Raw genomic sequence first — 21,310 nt, forward strand, 5'->3', positions numbered from 1 at the left:
GCCTGGGTGGAATGCTCCTTTCAGTATGGGCAATATTTTTACAATACAGAATAAGCTGTAAATTTACATCAATTATGCTTAAAAATTCTCCAAATTTGATTGAATCCCGGGTATCTGGTACCGGCGCTAGTTTATTAGTACTGGTGGGCTTCGTGCTTATAGGTATGGCCATAGGTAATTTGCTAGCGCTGATAGGGCTCACTGCCCTCACCGGCACAGGGATGGATGCCACGCCGACATTGATCACTGATCTGATGTTTTCGCCCGAGGAAGTTCCGAATGGTTGGTATTTGATGATGCTCTTTCAAGGTGTCGTACATCTATTTTCTTACCTATTGCCAGCCTTGCTTTTTATATATTTTATTGAAAGAAAAAGTATGGAGGGAATCAATACCCGCCAGTATACCAGCGGGCGGGTATGGCTGCTTGCAATATTGGTGGTAATATTGTCGATTCCGCTCAATGCGAAGTTTATAGAATGGAATTCGGCCATGCGCTTTCCAGAAGCCCTTTCGGGCTTAGAAAGCTGGATGCGGGAGAAGGAGAATCAGATGGAAGTGCTTACCAAATTCCTGACTACCTACACCCAAGTGGGGCAATTGCTTATCGCCATGGTGGTGGTGGTACTGCTGCCTGCCATGGGCGAAGAGCTGGTGTTTAGAGGGGTGATCCAACGGAAGTTGGCTGAGACCGGCAATATTCATATGGCCATTTGGCTGGCAGCGGCCATCTTTAGTGCGATCCATTTTCAGTTTTATGGTTTTATCCCTCGTATGCTCCTTGGTGCCTTATTTGGATATCTCTATTATTGGTCCGGAAATATATGGGTGGCCATCCTGGCACATTTTGTTAATAATGGCTTCGTATTGGTGATGGTCTACTTGAATCATATAAAAGTACTTGAAATAAATATTGAAGAAACGAAAACAATGCCGATATTGATGGTTTTTGCGTCTCTTTTGAGTACGGCATACATTTTGTACCGAATAAAAACGGCCCCTTCTAAGGGGTGATATCTATTAGAACACCAAATTATTATTGTCCTTACTATGGAAGAAAGTTGGAAAAGAGTATTTAGAAGTGAACGATTGATAAGGGCTGAGATCATGCGCGAAAAATTGGAACAGGAAGAGATCCCCGCCGTGATTTTGAACAAACAGGATAGTAGTTACCCTTTTTTAGGAAATATTGAAGTTCATGTGCGTACTTCTGATTTTGACAATGCCCAAATAATCGTAAAAAATAATGAGTCGCTTGAACAACCTGAGTAATCTACAACAAAGGACTATTACTGGACTCATAGGAGTATTTATTGTTATAGGTTGCATCCTTTACAGCGATTGGACCTTTTTCTTGCTGTTCTGTACCATTAGCGGGCTCACGCAGATGGAGTTTTATAAGCTCCTTGGCCTGGATGGGAATCAACCGCTCACTTATTACGGTACTTTCTGTGGTACATTTTTAATAGGTTTGACGTATCTAATAGAACTGGGCATTGTACCCTTCGAAAATTACTTTTTGATCAGCCCGGTGCTGTCCATGATTTTTTTTATAAAACTTTATAAAAAGCGAGATCTCAAACCTTTTATGAATATTGGCTTTACCTTCCTGGGTATTATTTACGTGGCCTTGCCTTTTTCTTTGATTATAGTGTTGGCTTTGAGCGGGCCTTCCTATAATTACGAAATTATTTTGGGGAGTTTATTGCTCCTCTGGGCCTCGGATATCGGGGGGTATTTTGCTGGTACTAAGTTTGGTCGGAGGAAATTGTTCGAGCGGATTTCTCCAAAGAAGTCCTGGGAGGGAGCCATGGGGTCTGCGGGTTTTGCAGCCATTATAGCCTTCTTTTTGGGGTTGTACTTCACCTCTTTTGCACCCTGGAAATGGTACTGCATAGGGGCAATTATGGTAGTAGTGGGTACTTATGGTGACTTGGTCGAATCCCTATTTAAGCGGAGCATCGCCATCAAGGACTCCGGTACGAGTATTCCAGGGCATGGGGGTTTTCTGGATCGCTTCGACGGCCTTTTGCTTTCAGCACCCTTTATTGTTACCTTTATAAAGTTGTTTCCCTAGTCCTGGAAAAAGCGGTAGGACTAGTATTTTTTGGACAGGCTATACGGCTAGATCCAAAATTTTAAAGTTATTATATTCTTAACCCATCAGTCATTCGTTAATGAGGTGACTGATAATTTGAAATTGGAATGAAGTTAAATATTGTATCGTTGGTATTAATACTCGGTCTTTTGTTGGTAGGAGAGGACCTTCGAGCTCAAGGGGAACAAAAAGCCATCATTTTTTCCGGTATTGTGGTAGGGGGTAAGTCTAGTGAGCGCCTTCCTGGAGCATACATATTCATTCCCAGAGCCGGAAAGGGTACTCTGGCCGATGCCGGTGGTTCTTTTACCATTCCGGTCTTCCCCGGCGACAGTATCGTCTACAGCTATGTAGGATACAAAAAGCAGTATCATGTGATCCCCAGAGGGTATAAGTCCAATACTTATTCGGCTATTGTGGCCATGCAGGAGGATGTTCAGCTGCTCTCCGAAGTGAAGATCTATCCGTACGCCACCGAGGAGGAATTCAAGAAGGCCTTTTTAGCGCTGAAACTTCCAGACCAAGCCGATAGAGATGCCTTGGCGCGTAGTACCGATATCGACTACATTAACAGGATGGCCTCCCAAGTCCCTAATAATGCCCAAACCAACTACCGGTATACCATGGATCAACAAATGTTTGGTAGGGAGTCGTCGACCAATAAAAACTTTGCCACCACATTCCCCTTCTTAAACCCATTTGCCTGGTCGAATTTTATTAAATCGGTTAAGAATGGAGACTTGAAAAAGAAGGACTTCCGGCGCGATTTGGGCAATACCCCTCGTGAGAATATCACCCGTCAGGATTTTTTACCATCTTCCGATGAAGATAAGGAATACAAAAAGAAAATAGAGTAGGGGTCCCCCCCTCCCCCTATTTGGCCAAATAGGGGAGCAACTGTAGGGATTGGTTCTTAAAAACGGCATAGTGCCTTTGGCTTACCCATTCCCCAAGGTTAATGTACCGGCTGGTGTCGTTCACAGGGAGGTCGAGTACCAGGTGTCGATGACCAAACACATAGTAATCGTGATGTTGATGGTTTTCTACCTCCTTGCAATATTGTAGCAACCATTCCCGGTCCGCTCCCATAAACTTTTCCTCCCCTTTGTTGACGTTGGCTATTCGGCTACGCTTGGACCACTCTTTGGCTATCCAGATGCCTACATCGGGGTGGACGAAGCGAAAAAGCCCCTGGAATAGCCGATTTTCGAACACTTTCTTAAGAAATTTGTAGGTATGATCGCCCGGCCCTAAGCCGTCGCCGTGGCCTACCAATAGTGTTTTGGGGGGCTGGCTGGCCTCAATAATTTCAAAGGATACCGGATTGCGGTAAATAGTGGCCCCCAACTCCTCACTAAGATATCCCGACATCCACATATCATGGTTCCCTGTGAATATGATGAGCTCTATACCTTCATCGGCCATCTCCGCAAGTTTGCCTAGCAGCCTTATGGAGCCCTTTGGGACCGCCTGCCGGTATTCGAACCAGAAATCGAAAATATCACCGACCAAAAAAACGACCTGAGCGTCGGATCGGGTGCTTTCTAACCATTTTACGATCTTTTGTTCCCGCTCCCGGCTGGTGAGCAGGTCGGGTACGCCCAAATGATAATCGGAGGAAAAATAAAGTCGTTTGCCCTCCTTGAGTGTGATACTTTGCTTTTTGAAATGAAAATCCATGAATCGAATCGGTATGGTGCGCAATTTACAATCTTCTGATTAATCAGCCTAAAAGAACATATCCGATTCAATTCGTGCCTGTTACTAAGTCGATATGGGAATGGGGGGCGAAATATTGTATTTTTATAGGTGTATTTTAAACTGAAATCCAATTTTGTAACGATTCAACAACATGAAAAATCCAACACTATTATTGATAATGATATTATGTGCGGGTATGAGCGCGCATGCTCAGATAAGAATCAATGACCCGGGAAAGGTAGTAGAACGCCAAGCCGAAAACCGGGCCAATAGGAAGATAGACCAGGCGGTTGATAAGGGATTTGATAAAATAGAGGAGGGCATAGGAAGCTTGTTTAAAAAGAAAGATAAAAAGAGTAAGAACGACGGCGAAAGTCAGACGGAGCAGACAGATTCGGAAACCAACACGGGGGCGGCATCGGCCGCTAGCTCCGGAGATGCGGCCCCAGGAACCATGCCCAAGCCAACTTTACAGTCCTATGGTAAATTTGACTTTATACCAGGAGAAAAGGTGGTAGCTATGGAAGATTTTTCGCAAGATGCCGTGGGCGATTTTCCAGCCAAATGGAATACCAATTCGTCGGGGGAGATTGTAACCATAGAGGGCACCGAAGGGAAATGGCTTATGCTGGGGCCCGACGGGGTGTTTTATCCGGAGTTTATCAAGAGCTTACCCGATAACTTTACCCTAGAGTTCGACCTGGCCTGTACTTCCGAAATGAGCTATTATACGGCGCGGTTAAGGACGGTAATTGCACAGGTTGCTAGCCCTATGGAAGAGTTTGGCCACTGGGGGACCTATAACGGATATAAGAAGGACGCCGTAGAGGTAGGGTTGCACCCTAAAGATGCGGGTGGAGATCAAGGAAATACGGCCTTTGTAGTGTTTGGTGGACAAGCCGGCCAGGAGTTTATGCAAAACGAAAAGAGCTTCCCCGCTTTTCATGTTCCCGACCATAACCTGGTGAAGGTATCTATTTGGAGGCAGAAAACCCGCCTTCGACTGTATGTCGACGATTATAAGGTATGGGATTTGCCGAGGGCTTTCGTTCCTGAAACCAAATATAATTTCATTGCCTTTGCCAACGGAGGGTACTCGGTGGAGTCGGATCGGTATTTTATTTCTAATATCCGCCTGGCAGTAGGGGCTCCTGATACCCGTAGTAAGCTGATCACCGAAGGGAAGTTCTCGACCACCGGGATACTCTTCGATGTAAATTCGGCTAATATTAAGGCGGAGTCGTATGGGGTGCTTAAAGATATTGCTGGAGTTTTGAAAGAAAATGCAGCAGTGAAAGTGAAAATCATAGGCCACACCGACTCCGATGGCGACGATGCCAACAATTTGGCGTTGTCCAAAAAACGGGCTGAGTCGGTCAAAGAGGCTTTGGCGGCCGATTTTGGTATCGATAAGGCACGGATGGAGACCGATGGCAAGGGAGAGTCGGAGCCCGCTTCGCCCAATACTACCTCAGAGGGCAAGGCCAATAACCGCCGGGTAGAGTTTATAAAGCTATAGAGGATTTCAGGAAAATGACCAACTTTGTAGCTTCATATATCGATGATGTTTTCTATGATCAAAACAAAGTTCATTTTTTTGTTCGCCATCTGGCTAGGCATCATGCCAGGCCTGATGGCGCAACCTTCCGAAAAATTGGGGACCGATACCAAGCGATCCCAGCTATGGAAACCGGAACGGGGGCAGTATTATTTTAGCCATAAATTGGTCTTCGATTTTGAACAAAAAATGGAAGGGCAAAAAGGAACCGTGGAAGTGTACCTAGACCCCAAAACGGGCACGCTAGGCTTCGTCAAATCGAGCTCATTTGGAGGTACGGCCCCAGAATTCGATTTTATACTGGCCTTTCCCAACGGAACGTATGTGTCCTGTGGGGTCGATGAGGGTGGGAAAAAATACCGTGTAAAGCAATTGGTGGAGGAGGTGACTCCCGATACAGAAACCGCCCAGCAAAAAAAAGCCGATTTTGAGGCTTTCTGTACGCCTAGCGGCAGCAATAGACTCGTGTATGGCTGGCCTTCGGAAGAGTATGTGAGAGCATACCCAAGGTCCGAAACCACCGATCAGCTATGGCTAGCCACTACTCCCTTCAAAATTGCCCAGCTCTATGGCTTTGAGCTGATGGAAGGTACGGCGAGCTTGCCGATATCTTTCGATTTTATTGATTTGCTGGGCTCCAACCAGTTGCTTACCTCTTACGAGTCGAAGGAGGTGGTGATCAGGCTAAGGGAAATGGTGGCTCATCCGCTTACCCTGCAGACAACCCCCTATCGCGAATTGAAACTAGCCGATTGATGCCTTTGGCAGGATGTACTAAATACTTAGGGAGCGAACGGGTAGGCAAAGCCGGCCCGTTCGCTCCCTAAGTGGATAAGGGCTACTGGTTGTCCTCCGAAGTGGGGGTGGACCGCTCCGCTAGCACTTCCGACAGTGGTCTTAGATTGGCAGGAATCTCCTCTTCTTGCTCTTCGTCGGCCGAGTAAGGGAATACATCCAATATCGGCGTTAAGTTAATGTCTGTTATTTCGTAGGGAATCAACATGGTCTTGAGGCTGTCGGTCATACGCTCCAAGGCCTGGTGAATGCCGTCGGCGTTGATTAGCATATAGTTGACGACCTTTTTTTCTTTCCCGCTTCTTTCATCGACTGAGAAATAGATGACCTTCACCTTAAACCATTGCTCTCCCGTTTCGTAGGTAAACAAATCGGCCAGGCGCATTTTAGAGATGCTCATGACAGAAAAGTCGCTGGCACCAGTCACGATTTGGCTGTAAAGCCTGGCCTCGGATTCGGTATACGACACCGCATCCACCAAATAGGCTTCATTGGTGGTCTTCAAACTTCCTGCCTCATCTTCCTTTTGATATCGAATCTTCCCTAAATACCAACTTGCCATCCTGTTATTTTTGATATGAGTGTTAAAAATGCAAAGGTATATCCTTCTACCTAGGCTTGCAAACGGTTTGGGGGTGGAGTGGGCAAATCGACGGGCTAAAAAGAAAGGGATTAAATGGAACAATCTGGATATCCGTTATGCGTTGTGCACTGGACTTTTTATCTTGCGCAAATTTTAAAGATCAACATGAAAAAAACACTATACATCGTGGCTGTTTTGGCCGTAGTAAGCTTACTGTCTGCCTGTGGCGTGAGTAAGCAGGTATCCGAAGCGAAGACCTTTGGAGAATGTAAATATGACCTGGCTTCTATCGACAGCGTATACCTGGCCGGAATAAGCATACAGGAGTTCAGGGATATCAAAAGTATTAGCGATTTCGATCTGGCCAAATATCCTAAATTAGGCCTGGCATTGTTGCGGAAAGATATACCCCTTAACCTGCGGGTAAATCTGGACATCACCAACCCCACTCGGAAAAGGGCCGCTGTTAACCAGATTGAATACAAGGTGCTTTTGTCCAAAAATGAGATTTTTAATGGCTACTTAAGCCGGCTTATCGAGGTGATGCCCGGTACGGGAAGCACGCGTGTGCCTATTCAGCTCAAAGCCAACGTGTATGACCTGGTTAGTAATAATGAAACCCGCGACGAATTAATCAATATGATATCGGCCTTGAGCGGTAAAAAAGATACCGATCCCACCAAATTTGTAGTAAAAGTGAAGCCTACCCTCGACTTAGCCGGGAAAAGCCTGAACTACCCTGGGTATATTACCTTTGAGAAGGCCATTACCGCCGAGATGATAACAGGGGTGTCAAAATAACCGTAGCAAAATTCGATTTCGATCGGCGACCTGGCTTTTAGGAAAGTATTTGGCACGCTGCATCCCTATTGACTTACCAGTAACAGAATCCTATATGCCTTCGGAATGGTTTTACATCTGAGGGCATTTTGGTTGCTAAACAACCGTATGACGATACCAGATATTTTTATGAACAATCCGTATTTTCCGCAGTATGTGGAACTAGTTATTCTTTTGGTAGGAATGTTTGGCCTAAGTTTTGTGGTCCCTTCGCTTCGTTCCTTACGGACAGCCGCCGGGGTATCTCTTATCTTTCTACCGATCGTTTACTTTTTTGCTCTGTTAGTAACTTACGTTAGTCCGGTTCCCTTTACCGACGATTATAATTTGTTTGAAACCATATCCAAGCTCCATCGCGCCCAGGATTTGGCCAGCTTTTGTAGTGCCTTGTTCGAGCAGGTCAATCAGCACCGTTTTGCCTTCGAACGGCTGGTGATGCTGGCTATGTATTACAGCACCGGAACCGTAAGTGTGCCCGTATTGGTTTTTATTGGCAACCTGTTTATGCTGGGCGTTTTGCTGTTGATTTATCTTATCTTCAAGTCGGAGCGTATCCATTGGCATTATTTCATACCGGTGCCTTATATGTTGTTTAATCTGGTATACAGTGAAAACGCGTATTGGGGGATAGCCGCCATACAGAATACCCCGTTAATTTTTATGGCATTCTTGTCGGTGTATGGCCTGAGCCGCTCGGGCCGAGGCGGATGGTTCCTCGGCTTTTTTGCCGCCTTGGTTACCACTTTTATCAGTGGTAGTGGCTTGCTGACTTGGATCATTGGGGCTCTGTTTTTGGCATTTAAAAGGAAATATAAACGACTGGTAGTGTGGGTGATGCTGACTATAGCCGTGGTTATTTTTTACTTTACCTACGATTATACCATCATTCAGTCCGATAACGAAAGTGTATTAAGGCATCCTTTCTACAACCTGCTATTACTATGGGGTTTTTGGGGCAACGCCCTGTATCTGAATGTCCCGCATCCCTTGGTCAATTATTTCCATGCCGATATGGTTTGGTGTGCAGTATTAGGATTCGTTTTTACCATCATTCTGCTTTTCTGGCTGCTTCGGATCGTCACCATGCCCAAGCTTACCTGGACGTTTTGGTTCCTATTAGGAGCCGCTATGTTTATCATGGGGACTGGAGCGATGTTCGTCATTAGCCGTCCTTCAGGAGGCTTTTTTATGTATGGAGGTGCCATATTCTCTAGACGTTATATGATATTCGGAGTGGTATTGCTCGCTCTGATGTATACCTGTGTGTTGGTCATGCTAAAAAAATCGCCAAGAGGGTTACTCGTCTCTGGTGTTTTGAGTTTTTTGGGGGTAATTTCCTTACATTTTTGTAGCTACTACCTCACGCTGGTCGACTTACGGCAGTCGTACGAATCTTTGGCCCTCGATGGCTATTATTGGCGCGAGTATAATACCTTCCTCACCCAGGGAGATAAATATGGGGATGTGCCCTTCTGGAATCATCCTACGCGTATGAAACAACTCATGGAGGCCATCTCTGAGGACGGGATCAGCAAGGTGAACGTTGCTCCGTCAGCCGAAAATTTCTTGAATTTTGCGAAGCATAATACGGCGCAAAGACCCTTTTTAGGGGAATTTAAAGTCCGTTCGGAGGTTCGGACCGATTGGACCAACCTAGCCTCCGATTTCTTAACCTTGGAGGCGAGTCCACTGGGAGCAGAGCAGGTGAAATATTTTGTGCTTAAAGATAGCACCCATACCCTTCTGCTTCCTGCAGTTCCTAAGCCGCTCGATTGGTGGAGTATGTTTTTGCAAAACCGATATTATAGCGATACCTATCAATATGGGTTATATCGGATGAAACTACCCGCCAGTAATAGAAGCTATGCCGTTTGGTTAGTAACCAACGACGATCAGTATTGGAACACCAACAAGTCCTTAAATATTCATTAAAAATAACGATTCGAAGAATCATGGAAATACTTACCTATAATGTCAATGGCATTAGAGCAGCCATAAAAAACGGATTGATAGACTGGTTGAGTCAGCACAATTTCGATATTTTATGTTTTCAGGAAGTGAAAGCTACTCCCGACCAGGTCGATCTTAGCCCATTCGAAGCTTTGGGCTACAAGCTGGTGGGGTGGCATGCTGCCGAGAAAAAAGGATATAGTGGGGTAGCCATCTTTTCGAGAATCCCAGCCGATTATATTTCTTCAGGGATGCAGATCCCCGTTTACGATAGTGAAGGACGCATTTTACGGGCCGACTTTGGAGATGTTACCCTGTTGAATTGTTATTTTCCATCGGGTACGACCGGGGATATCCGCCAAACCCTTAAAATGAAGTTTTTAGCCGATTTTTTGATCTGGGTAGAAGCGCTGAAGAAGGAACGCCCCAATGTCGTAATCTGTGGGGACTATAATATCGCACATACCGAAATGGATATTCATAATCCCAAGGGCAATCAAAAGTCGTCGGGGTTCTTGCCCGAAGAGCGGGAGTGGATGACCCAATGGTTCGCCGCCGGAAACATTGATACCTTCAGGCATGTAAATCCTGAACTCGTCCAATACAGCTGGTGGACCTACCGGGCAGGAGCCAGGGCCAACAACAAAGGGTGGCGTATTGACTATATATCCGTTTCAGAGCCATTGAAGGGGCGTATTCTGGGTAGCCGGCAGTTTAACGACGCTGTTCATTCCGACCATTGTCCGGTATGGCTCGACCTCCAATTCCCTTCCTAAAGAAACGTATCTGGCTACTTAATACCCAAGCTTAAACCATCGAGATTTGTACCGTTATTTTTTAATATATAAGCCTTTTGGTATGTTGTCGCAGTTCACTAAGGAGGGCGAGCACCCCACCCTGGCCGACTTGGAGTACGAATTTGACAAAGATATATATCCCGTGGGTAGGCTCGATGCTGACAGCGAGGGAATGTTGCTACTGACCAACGACAATTTTCTAAAGACAAAGCTTCTCGATCCCAAAAACAAACATTCTAAAACCTACTATAGCCAAGTGGAGGGGGATATTGATGAGCCGGCATGCGTAATGCTTAGGAAAGGGGTGTCTATTTCGATAAACGGAAAGCGTTATAAGACCCTACCCGCCGGAGCCGAACTCCTACCAGAGCCCACACTTCCTGAGCGAAACCCACCTGTACGCTTCCGAAAAAACATACCGACCTCCTGGGTCGCATTAACGCTACATGAGGGCAAAAACCGTCAGGTGCGTAAGATGACCGCCGCCGTAGGCTTCCCTACGCTTCGTCTAGTACGCTGGTCCATAGGGGCTATACGGCTGTCGGACTTTGACCTGCTCCTGCCCGGAATGGTCGTGGAGCTTCGTAAAGCCGATATTGCCGCTTTGTATCGCTGACGATAATTTTGGGGTATTCCCTGCCAAATCTTGCCAAACCAGATAGAAGAGTTAATTTTGTGGTTACACAATTTCAAAATAAGATTCATTGGCAAAGGCAAAGAAAGAGACTCCCCTTAGTAAGCAGTACAACCAGATTAAGGCCAAATATCCCGGAGCGTTGCTGCTCTTTAGGGTAGGCGATTTCTATGAAACATTCGGCGAAGATGCCATAAGGGCATCCAAAATCCTGGGAATAGTACTTACCAAGCGTAATAATGGAGGAGCCCATGAGGAATTGGCCGGTTTCCCGCATCATTCACTGGACAACTACCTGCCCAAATTGGTAAGGGCTGGGGAGCGTGTGGCCATTTGCGACCAACTGGAGGATCCGTCTACGGCCAAAGGGATCGTGAAGCGTGGAGTTACCGAACTTGTAACGCCCGGGGTGTCTATGAACGACAACGTGCTGGACCTGCGCCGTAACAATTACTTAGCAGCGGTGCATATTGGTGGCGACGACTTATACGGTGTAGCCTTCTTGGATATGTCGACTGGGGAGTTTATGACCTCCCAAGGCCATGCCGCCTATGTCGACAAAATGCTGCAAGGGTTCTCTCCTTCGGAGGTGCTCTATTGTAAGAAAAATAAGGCCGAATTCAATAACCTCTTCGGAGGGAAGTTTCATACCTTTCAGCTAGAGGACTGGTGTTTTGGCTATGACTACGGGTATGAGCAACTTACGACCCACTTTCAGACGACCACGCTCAAAGGCTTTGGGATCGATAATTTGCCCATGGGCATTATTGCCGCTGGCGTTATCCTGCACTACCTCCGCGAAACGGAGCATCGGGAAGTAGGCCATATTGGCAACGTCACCAGGCTAGAAGAGGAGAAGTATGTATGGCTCGATCGATTTACGATCCGGAATCTCGAACTGGTGTATCCGCAGCAAGAAGGAGGGGTGCCCCTCATCCAGATCCTAGACCATACCGTAACGCCCATGGGGGCGCGTATGCTCCGAAAATGGGTGGTGCTTCCCCTCAAAGACCGGGCGCCGATAGAGGAAAGGCTGAATACGGTGGCTTATTTCTTAGGAAATCCAGAGCTTCACGAAGGGCTTATTCACGCCATGAAGCAAATGGGCGACTTAGAGCGGCTGATATCCAAAGTAGCCGTAAGGCGTATCAACCCTCGGGAGCTGGTGCAGCTGAAAAGATCCCTCAGCCAAATAGGTCCTATCAAAGATCTGCTCAGCCAGCTGCGCAGTAGTGGCGAAATAGACAAATCCAGTACGGTAAAAGCCACCCTGAACCGCTATATCGATCAGCTCAATACCTGTAGTTTTTTGGTAGAAAGAATAGAAAAAGAGCTGAGAGACGACGCCCCGATACTGTCCAATCAAGGTAAAATGATACGGTCGGGGGTCGATGCCGAGCTCGACGAACTTCATGCGATCTCCTACGAAGGCAAGGACTATCTGGTAAAACTGCAAAATCGCGAAATGGAGCGTACGGGCATAGGATCGTTGAAGATTGCCTATAACCGGGTCTTTGGGTATTATCTGGAAGTAACGCATGCCCATAAGGACAAGGTGCCCTCCGACTGGATTCGTAAACAAACCCTTGTCAATGCTGAGCGCTATATTACCCCCGAACTGAAGGAGTATGAAGAGAAAATACTCAATGCTGAGGATAGGATCAATGCCATCGAATTTCGGTTGTTCAACGATATCGTCCTCACGGCATCCGAATATATTAGCACGATTCAGCAAAACGCCTTCGTTATTTCGACCTTAGATACCCTCAGTTCCTTTGCCACCGTGGCCAGGAAGCATCATTATACCAAACCGGTATTGACGGAGGGTAAAGAGCTGGACATAAAGGCAGGACGGCATCCGGTGATTGAACAACAATTGCCCGTAGGAGAGTCCTATATTCCTAACGACCTATATTTGGATGACAATACCCAACAGATCATCATTATTACTGGTCCCAACATGGCGGGTAAGTCTGCCCTTTTGCGGCAAACAGCCCTTATCGTGCTCATGGCACAGATGGGGAGCTTTGTCCCTGCTAGTGCCGTTACGATGGGTATTGTCGATAAGATTTTTACTCGGGTAGGGGCTAGCGATAACCTCAGCCGGGGAGAGAGTACTTTTATGGTCGAAATGACCGAGACGGCGAGTATCCTCAACAACCTGAGCGATAGGAGCTTGGTGCTGATGGATGAAATAGGCCGGGGAACCAGTACCTACGACGGGGTGTCCATAGCTTGGGCCATCACCGAATACCTGCATAGCCAAAAGAAGTTTAAGCCCAAGACCCTTTTTGCGACGCATTATCATGAATTGAATCAGTTGGCCGACGATTTTCCACGTATTAAAAACTTCAATGTGGCGGTCAAAGAGGTAGATAATAAGGTGATATTCCTGCGGAAGCTCAAGCCAGGTGGCAGTGCCCATAGTTTTGGTATACACGTGGCGCAGATCGCCGGTATGCCTCAGCCGATCGTGCTTAGGGCCAGCGAAATCATGCAACATCTCGAGAAGGACCATAAGGCGGAGCATCATAAGAAAAAAATGAAGGAAGTTCCTAAAAATAACTACCAACTGAGTATTTTCGAGCCCGCCGACCCGCGTATGGAAGAGCTAAAAGAAAAGATCGGGGCGTTGGATGTCAACACCTTATCGCCCATCGAAGCCTTATTGAAGCTGAATGAACTTCAAAAGTTACTTCAAAAATAGAAGTGTAATTATCCTATATCCTTAAATTTTATAAATGAAAAATTCCACCCGATTTCAGTTAATGGCCATGATGTTCCTCTTATACTTCGTATGGGGATCGTGGTATGGTCAAATGAGTAAGTATATGTTTACTCAGCTAGGGGCTACTGGCCAGCAAGTAGGGAATGCCTATGCCGCATTTTCGATAGCCATGATCATCGCTCCCTTTTTTGTCGGGATGATCGCCGACCGTTACTTTGCCGCCCAAAAGGTATTGGGGGTACTCAGCCTGGCTGGAGCAGGCCTACTGTACTTCCTGACGGGTGTTACCGATGCCGACACCTTCTTTTGGGTCATTCTAGCCTATTGTATCACCTTCGCGCCTACCATGGCCCTTACCACCTCCATTGCCATGCAGCAGGTGCAGGACTCCGAGAAGGAGTTTCCGGCCATTCGGGTGATGGGAACCGTGGCGTGGATCGTCGTGAGTAATATCATTGGGTTCTATGGCTTTGGCGATAACGTCATGATTTTTAAAATTTCGATGGTGACTGCGGCCGTGTTAGGGGTATATTCTTTCTTTTTGCCAAATACCCCCCCCAAACCGAGTACGAGTACCTCTTTTTCTGACATTTTAGGCCTAGATGCTTTTACCCTGTTTAAGGACCGTTCCTTCGCTATTTTCTTTATCTCTTCCCTGCTGATCTGTATTCCATTGTCGTTTTATTATGCCATGGCCAACCCATCTTTGACAGATGCTGGAATGACCAACGTAGAAAATAAAATGTCACTGGGCCAAGCCTCGGAGGTAGTATTTATGCTCCTTATTCCTTTGGCATTTAGAAAGCTTGGTGTAAAGTGGATGCTAATCGTTGGGCTTATTGCATGGATTGTAAGATTTATTGGATTTGGCTATGGGGACGTTAACACCGAATGGTTGCTGTATTTGGCCATTATTTTACATGGCGTATGCTATGACTTTTTCTTTGTGACGGGCCAGATTTATACGGATAGCAAGGCCGGTGAAAAATACCGTTCTTCAGCTCAGGGATTGATCACCATTGCAACCTACGGTATTGGTATGGCTATAGGGTCGTCATTAGCCGGATTGGTGGCCGACCATTATACCGTGGATGGTATAAAAGATTGGTCGAGCATCTGGATGGTGCCCGCAGGGATATCGGCCATTGTCTTAGTACTGTTTATCCTGTTTTTTAAAGACAATAAAGTAAAGGCCGCCAATTAAGGAAAAGGTCAATAACCGCTGTCGGTCAATACTTCTGGTGCCTCCGCTAGTGGTTATATGGGTCCTGTTATTGGAATGAGGACCCGGCCAAGCATACCTATCGAAGGTAAAGGAGCCTAAACAAACAGAACCGACTGAAGCCTTGCTCCGGTCGGTTCTGTTTGTTTATAGCTATAAAGATTAGTACCAGTCGTCGTTAAAGTCGGTATTACGACCACGACGAGAGTCACCTCTTTTTGAACCCATATTTTTCTTGCCTTCTCCACGGCCTTTGCCATAGTCTTTGTAACGGCTGCCACCTGCAGGCTTATCGGCGTCGCGAAAGACGCGTTCACCACGTTTTTCCTCGCTTGAAGCCCCAAAATCGGTGTTTCTTTCCGTGCTGGAAGGGGTGTAGCGATCGCCAGAAGATGTAGGCCTAGGATTGGGGCGAGCGGGCCTAGGAGCACTGGCCTCTCTTTTCTGCGCCTCATTGACAACAAGGGGACGACCATGCATTTCCGCGCCATTGAGCTGGCTGATTGCGAATCGGGCCTGCTCCTCGTCGGGCATTTCTACGAAACCAAAGCCTTTGCTTTGGCGGGTAATCTTATCGATAATGATTTTTGCGGAGTTTACCTCTCCGTACTTTTCAAAAGCTTCCCGCAGCTCGCTCTCTTTAAGTTTAAAAGAAAGACTCCCTACAAAAATGTCCATACAAAACGCCAGTTTGATTGTTTTAGATTGTGAGATACAAAGATATTTATTTAAGCTGGTAAGCTACCACACTGTTTTTCATAAAAGTGGGTACATATACTATTTTTTTACGATTGTCGTAACCAATGTCCGCTGCATTGATCTTTTCGGCACTGGTGTCGAGTATTTTATTGATGGTCCCATCACTTTTTACGGTGTAGACAGTCCCGGTCCAGCAGCTCACCAGATATTCTCCAGGTTTTATTTCTTGAATACCATCGGTGCTGGGTTCCATTCCTTCCGCTACGATGGTCAGGTTAGTCGCTCCAGAAAGTCTTTTTAGTACGCCGTTGTCAGCAATGAGTAGATCGGTGCCTAAGGCCAATAATCCATTGGGCCTGGTCAGGTTTTCGTGGTAGGTCGTGACCACCCCATCCTGCATTTTGTAAATCTTTTTGGTCTGGGTGTCTGTCACGTATATTGCTCCTTTGGCATCTATGGTCAGATCGTTGAGGAATTTGGCTCCTTCTATCGGGTGCTTTTTAATAATTTCCCCCGTCTTGGTATGGATCTCAACGATCTCGTCTAGATCGGCCACATAGAGGCTGTAACCCATTTTGCCCATGCCCTTGGGGGCGTTCAGGCCCGACACCCAATTATTGTCAATAATATTGCCCTTAAGGTCGACTTTCCCTATGCTACCTTGCCCATCTTTTTCGGAAGCCTTACCATCTATATTGGACACATAGAGTAATTTGTCTTTTGCACTAAATAGCACCGATTCGGGTATGGGGAGCTCGGCCTTGGTTTCCCATAGCTTGGTGAGTTGCCGCTGTGCTTGTACGCAGGTACTAGAAACCCATAGCGTAACTAAGCTGAAAAAGACGTAACGAAGCTTCATAAGAAGTGTTATTGTAAAAATATTTGACCTGAACTTCTGAAATTGTACATTTTAACTAACCAAATTTAGTAAAAAAATGGCCTCGAATATTTATAGATATATTTTATTTTTTTTTAAAAAGTTCATATCCATCCATGCAAGCTAAGGATTGATATCGCCCGATAGGCTAAGGAGGGTAGGAATGGGCTCCTAAATGAAAACGATAGATCCTCCATTTTTTAATTTGATGGTAACCTAAAGAAACCAAATACTTGATAGTCAAATAGGTAGTTCCATTTTGTTTGAAGCTATGATATAAAGCAAGTTCAATGCTTTTTCTTGGTTTAGTAACTTCACTTCAGCCTCACTCCATGATGGATTCGAACCAGAGCAGACTCAATCCCAACGCCACTGCCGATGCCTGAGCGGAGTCGAAGGCAGAAGGCGAAGGCAAAAGCAAAAGGTAGTTTTGTAGTATTGCTGGTTTCGACTCCGCTGGTTTCGGCTCCGTTCAACCGGCGGGTAGGTGCCGATGCCTGAGCGAAGTCGAAGGCGAAGGCGAAGGCAGAAGGCGGAAGGCAAAGGCAACAATGTCCCCATACAAAATTAAAGCCTATGAAAGGATATATGTACATATTGAAGTGCGCTGACGAGAGCTATTATACTGGCAGTACCAATAATTTAGAGCTGCGTTTTCAGCAACACCAAAATGGTGAAGGCGCCAATCATACAAAAAAAACATCTGCCTGTTGAACTTGTTTACTATGAGGAATTTAGCAGAATAGATGAAGCCTATTATAGGGAGAAACAGGTGCAAGGTTGGAGTAGAAAAAAGAAAGAAGCACTAATAAAAAATCGCCCCGATAATCTTCACTTATTATCCGTATGTCAAAATATAACACATTCTAAAAATAAAAAATAGCCAAATGCTGCCACTGGGTACCGTTGGTTTTGGTATTGCTGGTTTCGGCTCCGCTGGTTTCGACTCCGCTCAACCGGCGGGCGGGTAGGTGGCGGGTGTTAGTGATGCTGGTTTCGACTCCGCTCAACCGGCGGGTGGCGGTGCCTGAGCTGACGCCACTGCCGATGCCTGAGCGGAGTCGAAGGCAAAGGCAAAAGCAAAAGCAAAAGGTAGTTTTGTCGCATTGCTGGTTTCGGCTCCGCTGGTTTCGGCTCCGCTGGTTTCGACTCCGCTCAACCGGTGGGCGGGTGGGTGGCGGATGGGTAACGTTGCCTGTGCCGATGCCACAGCCGACGCCACAGCCGTTGCCTGACTCGTTGCCTGAGCGGAGTCGAAGGCAGAAGGCAAAGGCAGCCCCCCTACCAAATAAAAAACCCGAAAGCCTGATCGGAAACTATTCGGATCAGGCTTTCGGGTTTATAATTCGGCTTACGGGCTTATTTTTTTCCTTTAGCTTTTTTGCCTTTTTTACCGCTTTCGACAGGTGCCTCGGCAGATGCTTTGGCTAGGTCGAGTATTCTGATGTTTTTAAAGCGTAGTGGGTTGCCATGGCCTAGGTAGCCGATATGCCCGCTGGTACGCTGTAGGCCAGGGTGGTCGCGGTGATCGGCGGTGCCGTTTTTGCTGGCTTCGGCTAGGTCACCATCCAGTATTACCGTACCATTCAGAGTCACTTTTACATGTGAGCCTTTAAGATAGACCTCCTGGTAGTTCCATTCGCCCACTGGTTTTAGGTAGCCTCTTTTGGCGGGGATGATCCCATAAGCCGAACCGTGGTATTGATATTCTTTAAGATTTTTGTAGATATCGGCATCGTTGTCCAAGATCTGCAACTCCGTTCCTACATAGGCAGCATCGCCAGTGAGCGGAGCGCGAATCCCTAGGCCATTATTAGCGCCAGGGGTCAACTGGAATTCGAAGCGATAAACAAAATCGCTGTATTCGTCTTTGGTATACAAGTTGCCGCTACCTCCCCGAGTAGGGTCGATGACGAGCTCCCCATTCTCAATAAAATAGTCGGTTTTGTTACCTATCCATTCGTGCATATTGGTGCCGTCGAAAAGGACTTTATAACCCGCTTTTTGCTCCTCGGCTGTCAGCTGATAGGGCTCAGGGCGAGGGATCTCGCGGATATAGATGTCGCGGTAGGCCACTTCCGTGCCATGGGCCTGCAGCTCTATTTGTTCCTTAGCGAAAATAGGTAGGGAACGATCCCAGTAGTTTTCCAGGGTAACGTTATTGACTACGTTGATGCCGTTAAGGTCAACCGAGACCCGGTCGCCTACCATGGTGATATGGAAGGTGTTCCATTCGCCTATGGCGTTGTCGGCCACCTGGGAGGGTTTGCTAGGGTGCTTTTGGTTGTTATAAAGCCCACCAGAGCCTACTTGGGCTCCTACCGATACCCTAGACGTATCCCAGATCTGTACTTGAGGGGTTCCTCGTAGGTAGATGCCCGCATCCCCTTCTTTCTGGATTTTCCAGTCCACATACATTTCAAAGTCTCCATATTCCTTGATAGTACAGAGGTTATCTCCATGGCCAGTAAATACCAGTTCACCATTTTTGGCTACCCAGTCTTTCATGGCCTGTTGGTCGGCTATTTTCTGTTTATAGGCCAGGGTGTCGGCCGACATTTGGTTGCGCTTAATGGGGTTAGCCACGAGGCCTTTCCATCCGGTAAGGTCTTGGCCATTAAATAGGGAGACGAAGCCTTCGCCTTCGGGCATTTCTGCCAGATGTTTCCGGATCTGTGCCTTTTGGTATTCACTTTCATTTCCGGTTAGCAGTGCTAGAGATTTGTTTAGTAGACTGCGCACTTCAGTACCATAGAACTCCTTGTTGGCGAGTATGGTCATGATCACCGCCTGAGCCGCCGCTTGTTGAAGTTCGGCATCGTCGAGATACTGGCCGGCAAACACCATGGCGTTAAAAGTTCTGGTACGGCCAATCTCCTGGAGGATCATCGTTTTTTGAGCCTTCGTTTTTGCAATGTTCATGGCTTCTCGGAGCATGATCACCTTGTTAGCACGGGTGCTAGTCGACTTTTTGATAGCCGACACATAGCCCGCTAAAGCGGCTTGTAGCTCCTGGCTGTCGTTGGTGTTTTGGCCAATACGGAGGAGTTCAATAGCGGCACTGCCATCGGTCCAATGGGAGAGGGCGTCAATGGCCGTTTTTTTGGTAGCGGCATCTCCATTGGTATAAGCCTTTGCTACGGCTTCAAGGGCCTGGCTTCCCCCAATAGCTGCTAGCACTTCTAGGTAATTGGCTTGTGCCGCCTTGGGAGCTGAGGCCATTTGGGTCAGGATTTTGCTACTCTGGTCGGCCGTTGACCCTGTTTTCTTAATTGCTAAGGCAATGGCCTGCTGTACGTTGTTCAGTTCGGAAGCGCTGGCAGCGGTGTTGGCCAAGGCGTAGAGCTGTGGCAAATCACTGGCAGTGGTCAGCGAGGGTAGCGCTTCATAAGCGGCAGCCTTCACGTCGGCGTCTGTACTGGTGAGTAGTTTGGAAACGGTGGGCAAGCTGGCGTTGGCCGATCGTCCCGCCAAAACGGCGATGGCCGCTGGCTGAGCAGAGGCGGGCAATTGGGGGAGAGCGCTGGCTAGCTGATTCACCATATCGGTGCCTTGCATGGTCTGTAGGGTCGACTGGATGGTGGCAATTTCGGCTGCGTCGCCGGTTTTTAGTAGGGGAATCAATTGTCCTACTACCGACTCACCGCCAATTTTCCCGGCTGCCCATATCGCCGCCATTTTCAAGGAGGTATTTTTAGAGGCCATGGATTTCAGTACCACCGGTAGGGCATCTTGAGACGCCGAAGCGCCAAGCATCCGGATTACCTCGGCCTGCACCTCTGGCTTGGCCTTTTTCATGGCCTTAAGCCAGGAGGTGCTTCCGGAGCTCAGGGTGTATTTTTGTCCTAGTTTAAGGGCTGCTGCCCGGTATTGGGCATCGTCACTTTTTATGGCGGTGGTAAGGATAGGCGTGGCGCCATCCTTTTTGCTGTCGGCGTACACCTTCAATGCTGCCGATCGGGTGGCAGTGGGTATCGCATTTGTACCGGCCTTGATCAATGTTAATGCGGCTTTTTCTGCTATATCGGCCGAGCCATTCCGGCTTAAACGGGCCAGGTATTTCAGGTATACTGCGGTAGCATCCGACTCGTTGTATCCGAAGCCTACCGCTTTGGCAGCACCTTGTAAGGTGGCCATCGACGAAGGAGAGGCGATTTCGGATAGGGCGAAGAGACTGATCTTACGAAGGGTCTCGTCCGAGCTTGTGGCATTTTTTTCTATGGCTGGTGCAGCCGAAACGATCTTAGCTTCTCCCAGTGCCTCGGTAATAGCCAATAGTCCTTCCCCCTTGGCAGTGGCAAAACCTTCTAGCAAGGCGCTACCCGCTTGTTCGGTGCCTATACGGGCGAGTGCTCTGGAGGCAGGGCCCACCAAATCTTTATCGGAAAGGTATGATTTTAGCAAGGCTACGGATTCATCTTGGCCTACCTGTTGCAATTGATAGATCAAAAAGACCTTTCCATAGGTGTCCGACACCTTAGGTAATGCTTGCCCATAGGCGGCGGCTGCTAACTTTCGCCAGGCTTCGTGACCCGACTTGGTGGCGGCGAAGGTAAAACCTCCCAAGGCAAATTTTACCTTGCTGTTGTCGCCTTTGTCGGCCGGAACCAGCATTGTGGCCATTTGTACGAGGCCTTCTACCCCTAATTCGGCTATGTTTTCGTTGTTTTTATTCAGTTTGGCGGCGTCGTTGGCGGGAGTTTGGGCCAATATATCCGCTACCTTCGTCGACAGGGTTCGCCCGGCGTCGGTCTGTGCCCAGGACTGAACGGCGAATAGGCAAAGGAGGACAATAAGTTGATATTGTTTTTTCATAAAATGGGTTGCCT

The 21,310-nt window shown here is 47.3% G+C and carries 20 protein-coding genes and 1 pseudogene; 13 read left to right on the plus strand and 8 right to left on the minus strand.

The window, feature by feature from the left end:
* The first annotated feature begins 95 nt into the window (after positions 1-95).
* From CLV98_RS03495 to CLV98_RS03510, 4 genes are all read left to right on the plus strand, one after another.
* Complete coding sequence (locus CLV98_RS03495; RefSeq protein ID WP_229203184.1) at positions 96-1,013, plus strand: CPBP family intramembrane glutamic endopeptidase; 918 nt, start codon at positions 96-98, stop codon at positions 1,011-1,013.
* Positions 1,014-1,049: 36 nt separating this feature from the next.
* Positions 1,050-1,271: a putative signal transducing protein gene (locus CLV98_RS03500; protein WP_109672798.1), complete on the plus strand. Its 222-nt coding sequence runs from the start codon at positions 1,050-1,052 to the stop codon at positions 1,269-1,271.
* Entirely contained in the window at positions 1,243-2,076 is an 834-nt protein-coding gene (locus tag CLV98_RS03505) for a phosphatidate cytidylyltransferase (RefSeq protein ID WP_109672800.1), read from the plus strand. Before CLV98_RS03500 ends, CLV98_RS03505 begins: the two co-directional genes overlap by 29 nt.
* Before the next feature lie 128 nt (positions 2,077-2,204).
* Positions 2,205-2,954, plus strand: a complete 750-nt coding sequence (locus CLV98_RS03510; RefSeq protein ID WP_109672802.1) for a carboxypeptidase-like regulatory domain-containing protein — start codon at positions 2,205-2,207, stop codon at positions 2,952-2,954.
* A gap of 16 nt (positions 2,955-2,970) precedes the next feature.
* Here the strand turns inward: CLV98_RS03510 and CLV98_RS03515 are convergent, their stop codons facing one another.
* The gene (locus tag CLV98_RS03515) at positions 2,971-3,777 is read right to left on the minus strand and encodes a UDP-2,3-diacylglucosamine diphosphatase (RefSeq protein WP_109672804.1); all 807 of its coding nucleotides are present in this window, start codon (positions 3,775-3,777) and stop codon (positions 2,971-2,973) included.
* A 172-nt stretch (positions 3,778-3,949) separates the two neighbouring features.
* Here CLV98_RS03515 and CLV98_RS03520 point away from each other — a divergent pair, with 172 nt between their 5' ends.
* Positions 3,950-5,317, plus strand: a complete 1,368-nt coding sequence (locus CLV98_RS03520) for an OmpA family protein (protein ID WP_109672806.1) — start codon at positions 3,950-3,952, stop codon at positions 5,315-5,317.
* Between the two features lie 54 nt (positions 5,318-5,371).
* Positions 5,372-6,112, plus strand: coding sequence for a hypothetical protein (locus tag CLV98_RS03525; RefSeq protein ID WP_146202224.1), 741 nt, complete (start codon positions 5,372-5,374; stop codon positions 6,110-6,112).
* Positions 6,113-6,194: 82 nt separating this feature from the next.
* On the opposite strand, the gene CLV98_RS03530 is transcribed toward CLV98_RS03525, so the two are convergent.
* Positions 6,195-6,713: a DUF4494 domain-containing protein gene (locus tag CLV98_RS03530; RefSeq protein WP_109672810.1), complete on the minus strand. Its 519-nt coding sequence runs from the start codon at positions 6,711-6,713 to the stop codon at positions 6,195-6,197.
* A gap of 186 nt (positions 6,714-6,899) precedes the next feature.
* Between CLV98_RS03530 and CLV98_RS03535 the strand changes: the two genes are divergently transcribed.
* The 6 genes from CLV98_RS03535 (at position 6,900) to CLV98_RS03560 (ending at position 14,887) form a co-directional block, all read left to right on the plus strand.
* Complete coding sequence (locus tag CLV98_RS03535) at positions 6,900-7,535, plus strand: hypothetical protein (RefSeq protein WP_109672812.1); 636 nt, start codon at positions 6,900-6,902, stop codon at positions 7,533-7,535.
* Positions 7,536-7,682: 147 nt separating this feature from the next.
* Positions 7,683-9,506: a hypothetical protein gene (locus tag CLV98_RS03540; RefSeq protein WP_109672814.1), complete on the plus strand. Its 1,824-nt coding sequence runs from the start codon at positions 7,683-7,685 to the stop codon at positions 9,504-9,506.
* A 20-nt stretch (positions 9,507-9,526) separates the two neighbouring features.
* Positions 9,527-10,300 (plus strand): exodeoxyribonuclease III, encoded by a 774-nt coding sequence (locus CLV98_RS03545; protein WP_109672816.1) that lies wholly within the window; start codon positions 9,527-9,529, stop codon positions 10,298-10,300.
* Positions 10,301-10,346: 46 nt separating this feature from the next.
* Complete coding sequence (locus tag CLV98_RS03550; protein ID WP_109672817.1) at positions 10,347-10,937, plus strand: pseudouridine synthase; 591 nt, start codon at positions 10,347-10,349, stop codon at positions 10,935-10,937.
* Positions 10,938-11,025: 88 nt separating this feature from the next.
* On the plus strand, positions 11,026-13,662 hold the full coding sequence (gene mutS, locus CLV98_RS03555) for a DNA mismatch repair protein MutS (RefSeq protein WP_109672819.1): 2,637 nt from the start codon (positions 11,026-11,028) through the stop codon (positions 13,660-13,662).
* Between the two features lie 34 nt (positions 13,663-13,696).
* Positions 13,697-14,887: a nucleoside permease gene (locus tag CLV98_RS03560; protein ID WP_109672821.1), complete on the plus strand. Its 1,191-nt coding sequence runs from the start codon at positions 13,697-13,699 to the stop codon at positions 14,885-14,887.
* 180 nt (positions 14,888-15,067) lie between these two features.
* On the opposite strand, the gene rbp is transcribed toward CLV98_RS03560, so the two are convergent.
* The 3 genes from rbp to CLV98_RS03575 all read right to left on the minus strand — a co-directional run bounded on the left by rbp (position 15,068) and on the right by CLV98_RS03575 (position 17,077).
* Positions 15,068-15,583, minus strand: a complete 516-nt coding sequence (gene rbp, locus CLV98_RS23830) for an RNA-binding regulator (RefSeq protein ID WP_229203186.1) — start codon at positions 15,581-15,583, stop codon at positions 15,068-15,070.
* Between the two features lie 46 nt (positions 15,584-15,629).
* Entirely contained in the window at positions 15,630-16,463 is an 834-nt protein-coding gene (locus CLV98_RS03570; protein WP_109672823.1) for a strictosidine synthase family protein, read from the minus strand.
* A gap of 332 nt (positions 16,464-16,795) precedes the next feature.
* A complete protein-coding gene (locus CLV98_RS03575) occupies positions 16,796-17,077 on the minus strand; it encodes a hypothetical protein (RefSeq protein WP_109672825.1) in 282 nt (93 codons plus the stop codon).
* Here CLV98_RS03575 and CLV98_RS24115 point away from each other — a divergent pair.
* Positions 17,070-17,364: pseudogene (locus CLV98_RS24115) on the plus strand (GIY-YIG nuclease family protein). The gene CLV98_RS03575 and the pseudogene CLV98_RS24115 overlap by 8 nt on opposite strands.
* Here CLV98_RS24115 and CLV98_RS23645 read toward each other — a convergent pair.
* From CLV98_RS23645 to CLV98_RS03590, 3 genes are all read right to left on the minus strand, one after another.
* On the minus strand, positions 17,348-17,491 hold the full coding sequence (locus CLV98_RS23645) for a hypothetical protein (protein WP_170120652.1): 144 nt from the start codon (positions 17,489-17,491) through the stop codon (positions 17,348-17,350). The pseudogene CLV98_RS24115 and the gene CLV98_RS23645 overlap by 17 nt on opposite strands.
* The gene (locus CLV98_RS03585; RefSeq protein WP_146202225.1) at positions 17,488-17,751 is read right to left on the minus strand and encodes a hypothetical protein; all 264 of its coding nucleotides are present in this window, start codon (positions 17,749-17,751) and stop codon (positions 17,488-17,490) included. The genes CLV98_RS23645 and CLV98_RS03585 overlap by 4 nt, the downstream gene beginning before the upstream one ends.
* An 89-nt stretch (positions 17,752-17,840) precedes the next feature.
* Positions 17,841-21,296 carry a 3-keto-alpha-glucoside-1,2-lyase-like domain-containing protein gene (locus CLV98_RS03590; protein ID WP_109672829.1) on the minus strand — a complete coding sequence of 1,152 codons (3,456 nt, stop codon included), beginning with the start codon at positions 21,294-21,296 and terminating at the stop codon, positions 17,841-17,843.
* Positions 21,297-21,310: the final 14 nt, after the last annotated feature.

This window comes from Dyadobacter jejuensis (assembly GCF_003149085.1).
In the GTDB taxonomy this organism is placed as follows: domain Bacteria; phylum Bacteroidota; class Bacteroidia; order Cytophagales; family Spirosomataceae; genus Dyadobacter; species Dyadobacter jejuensis.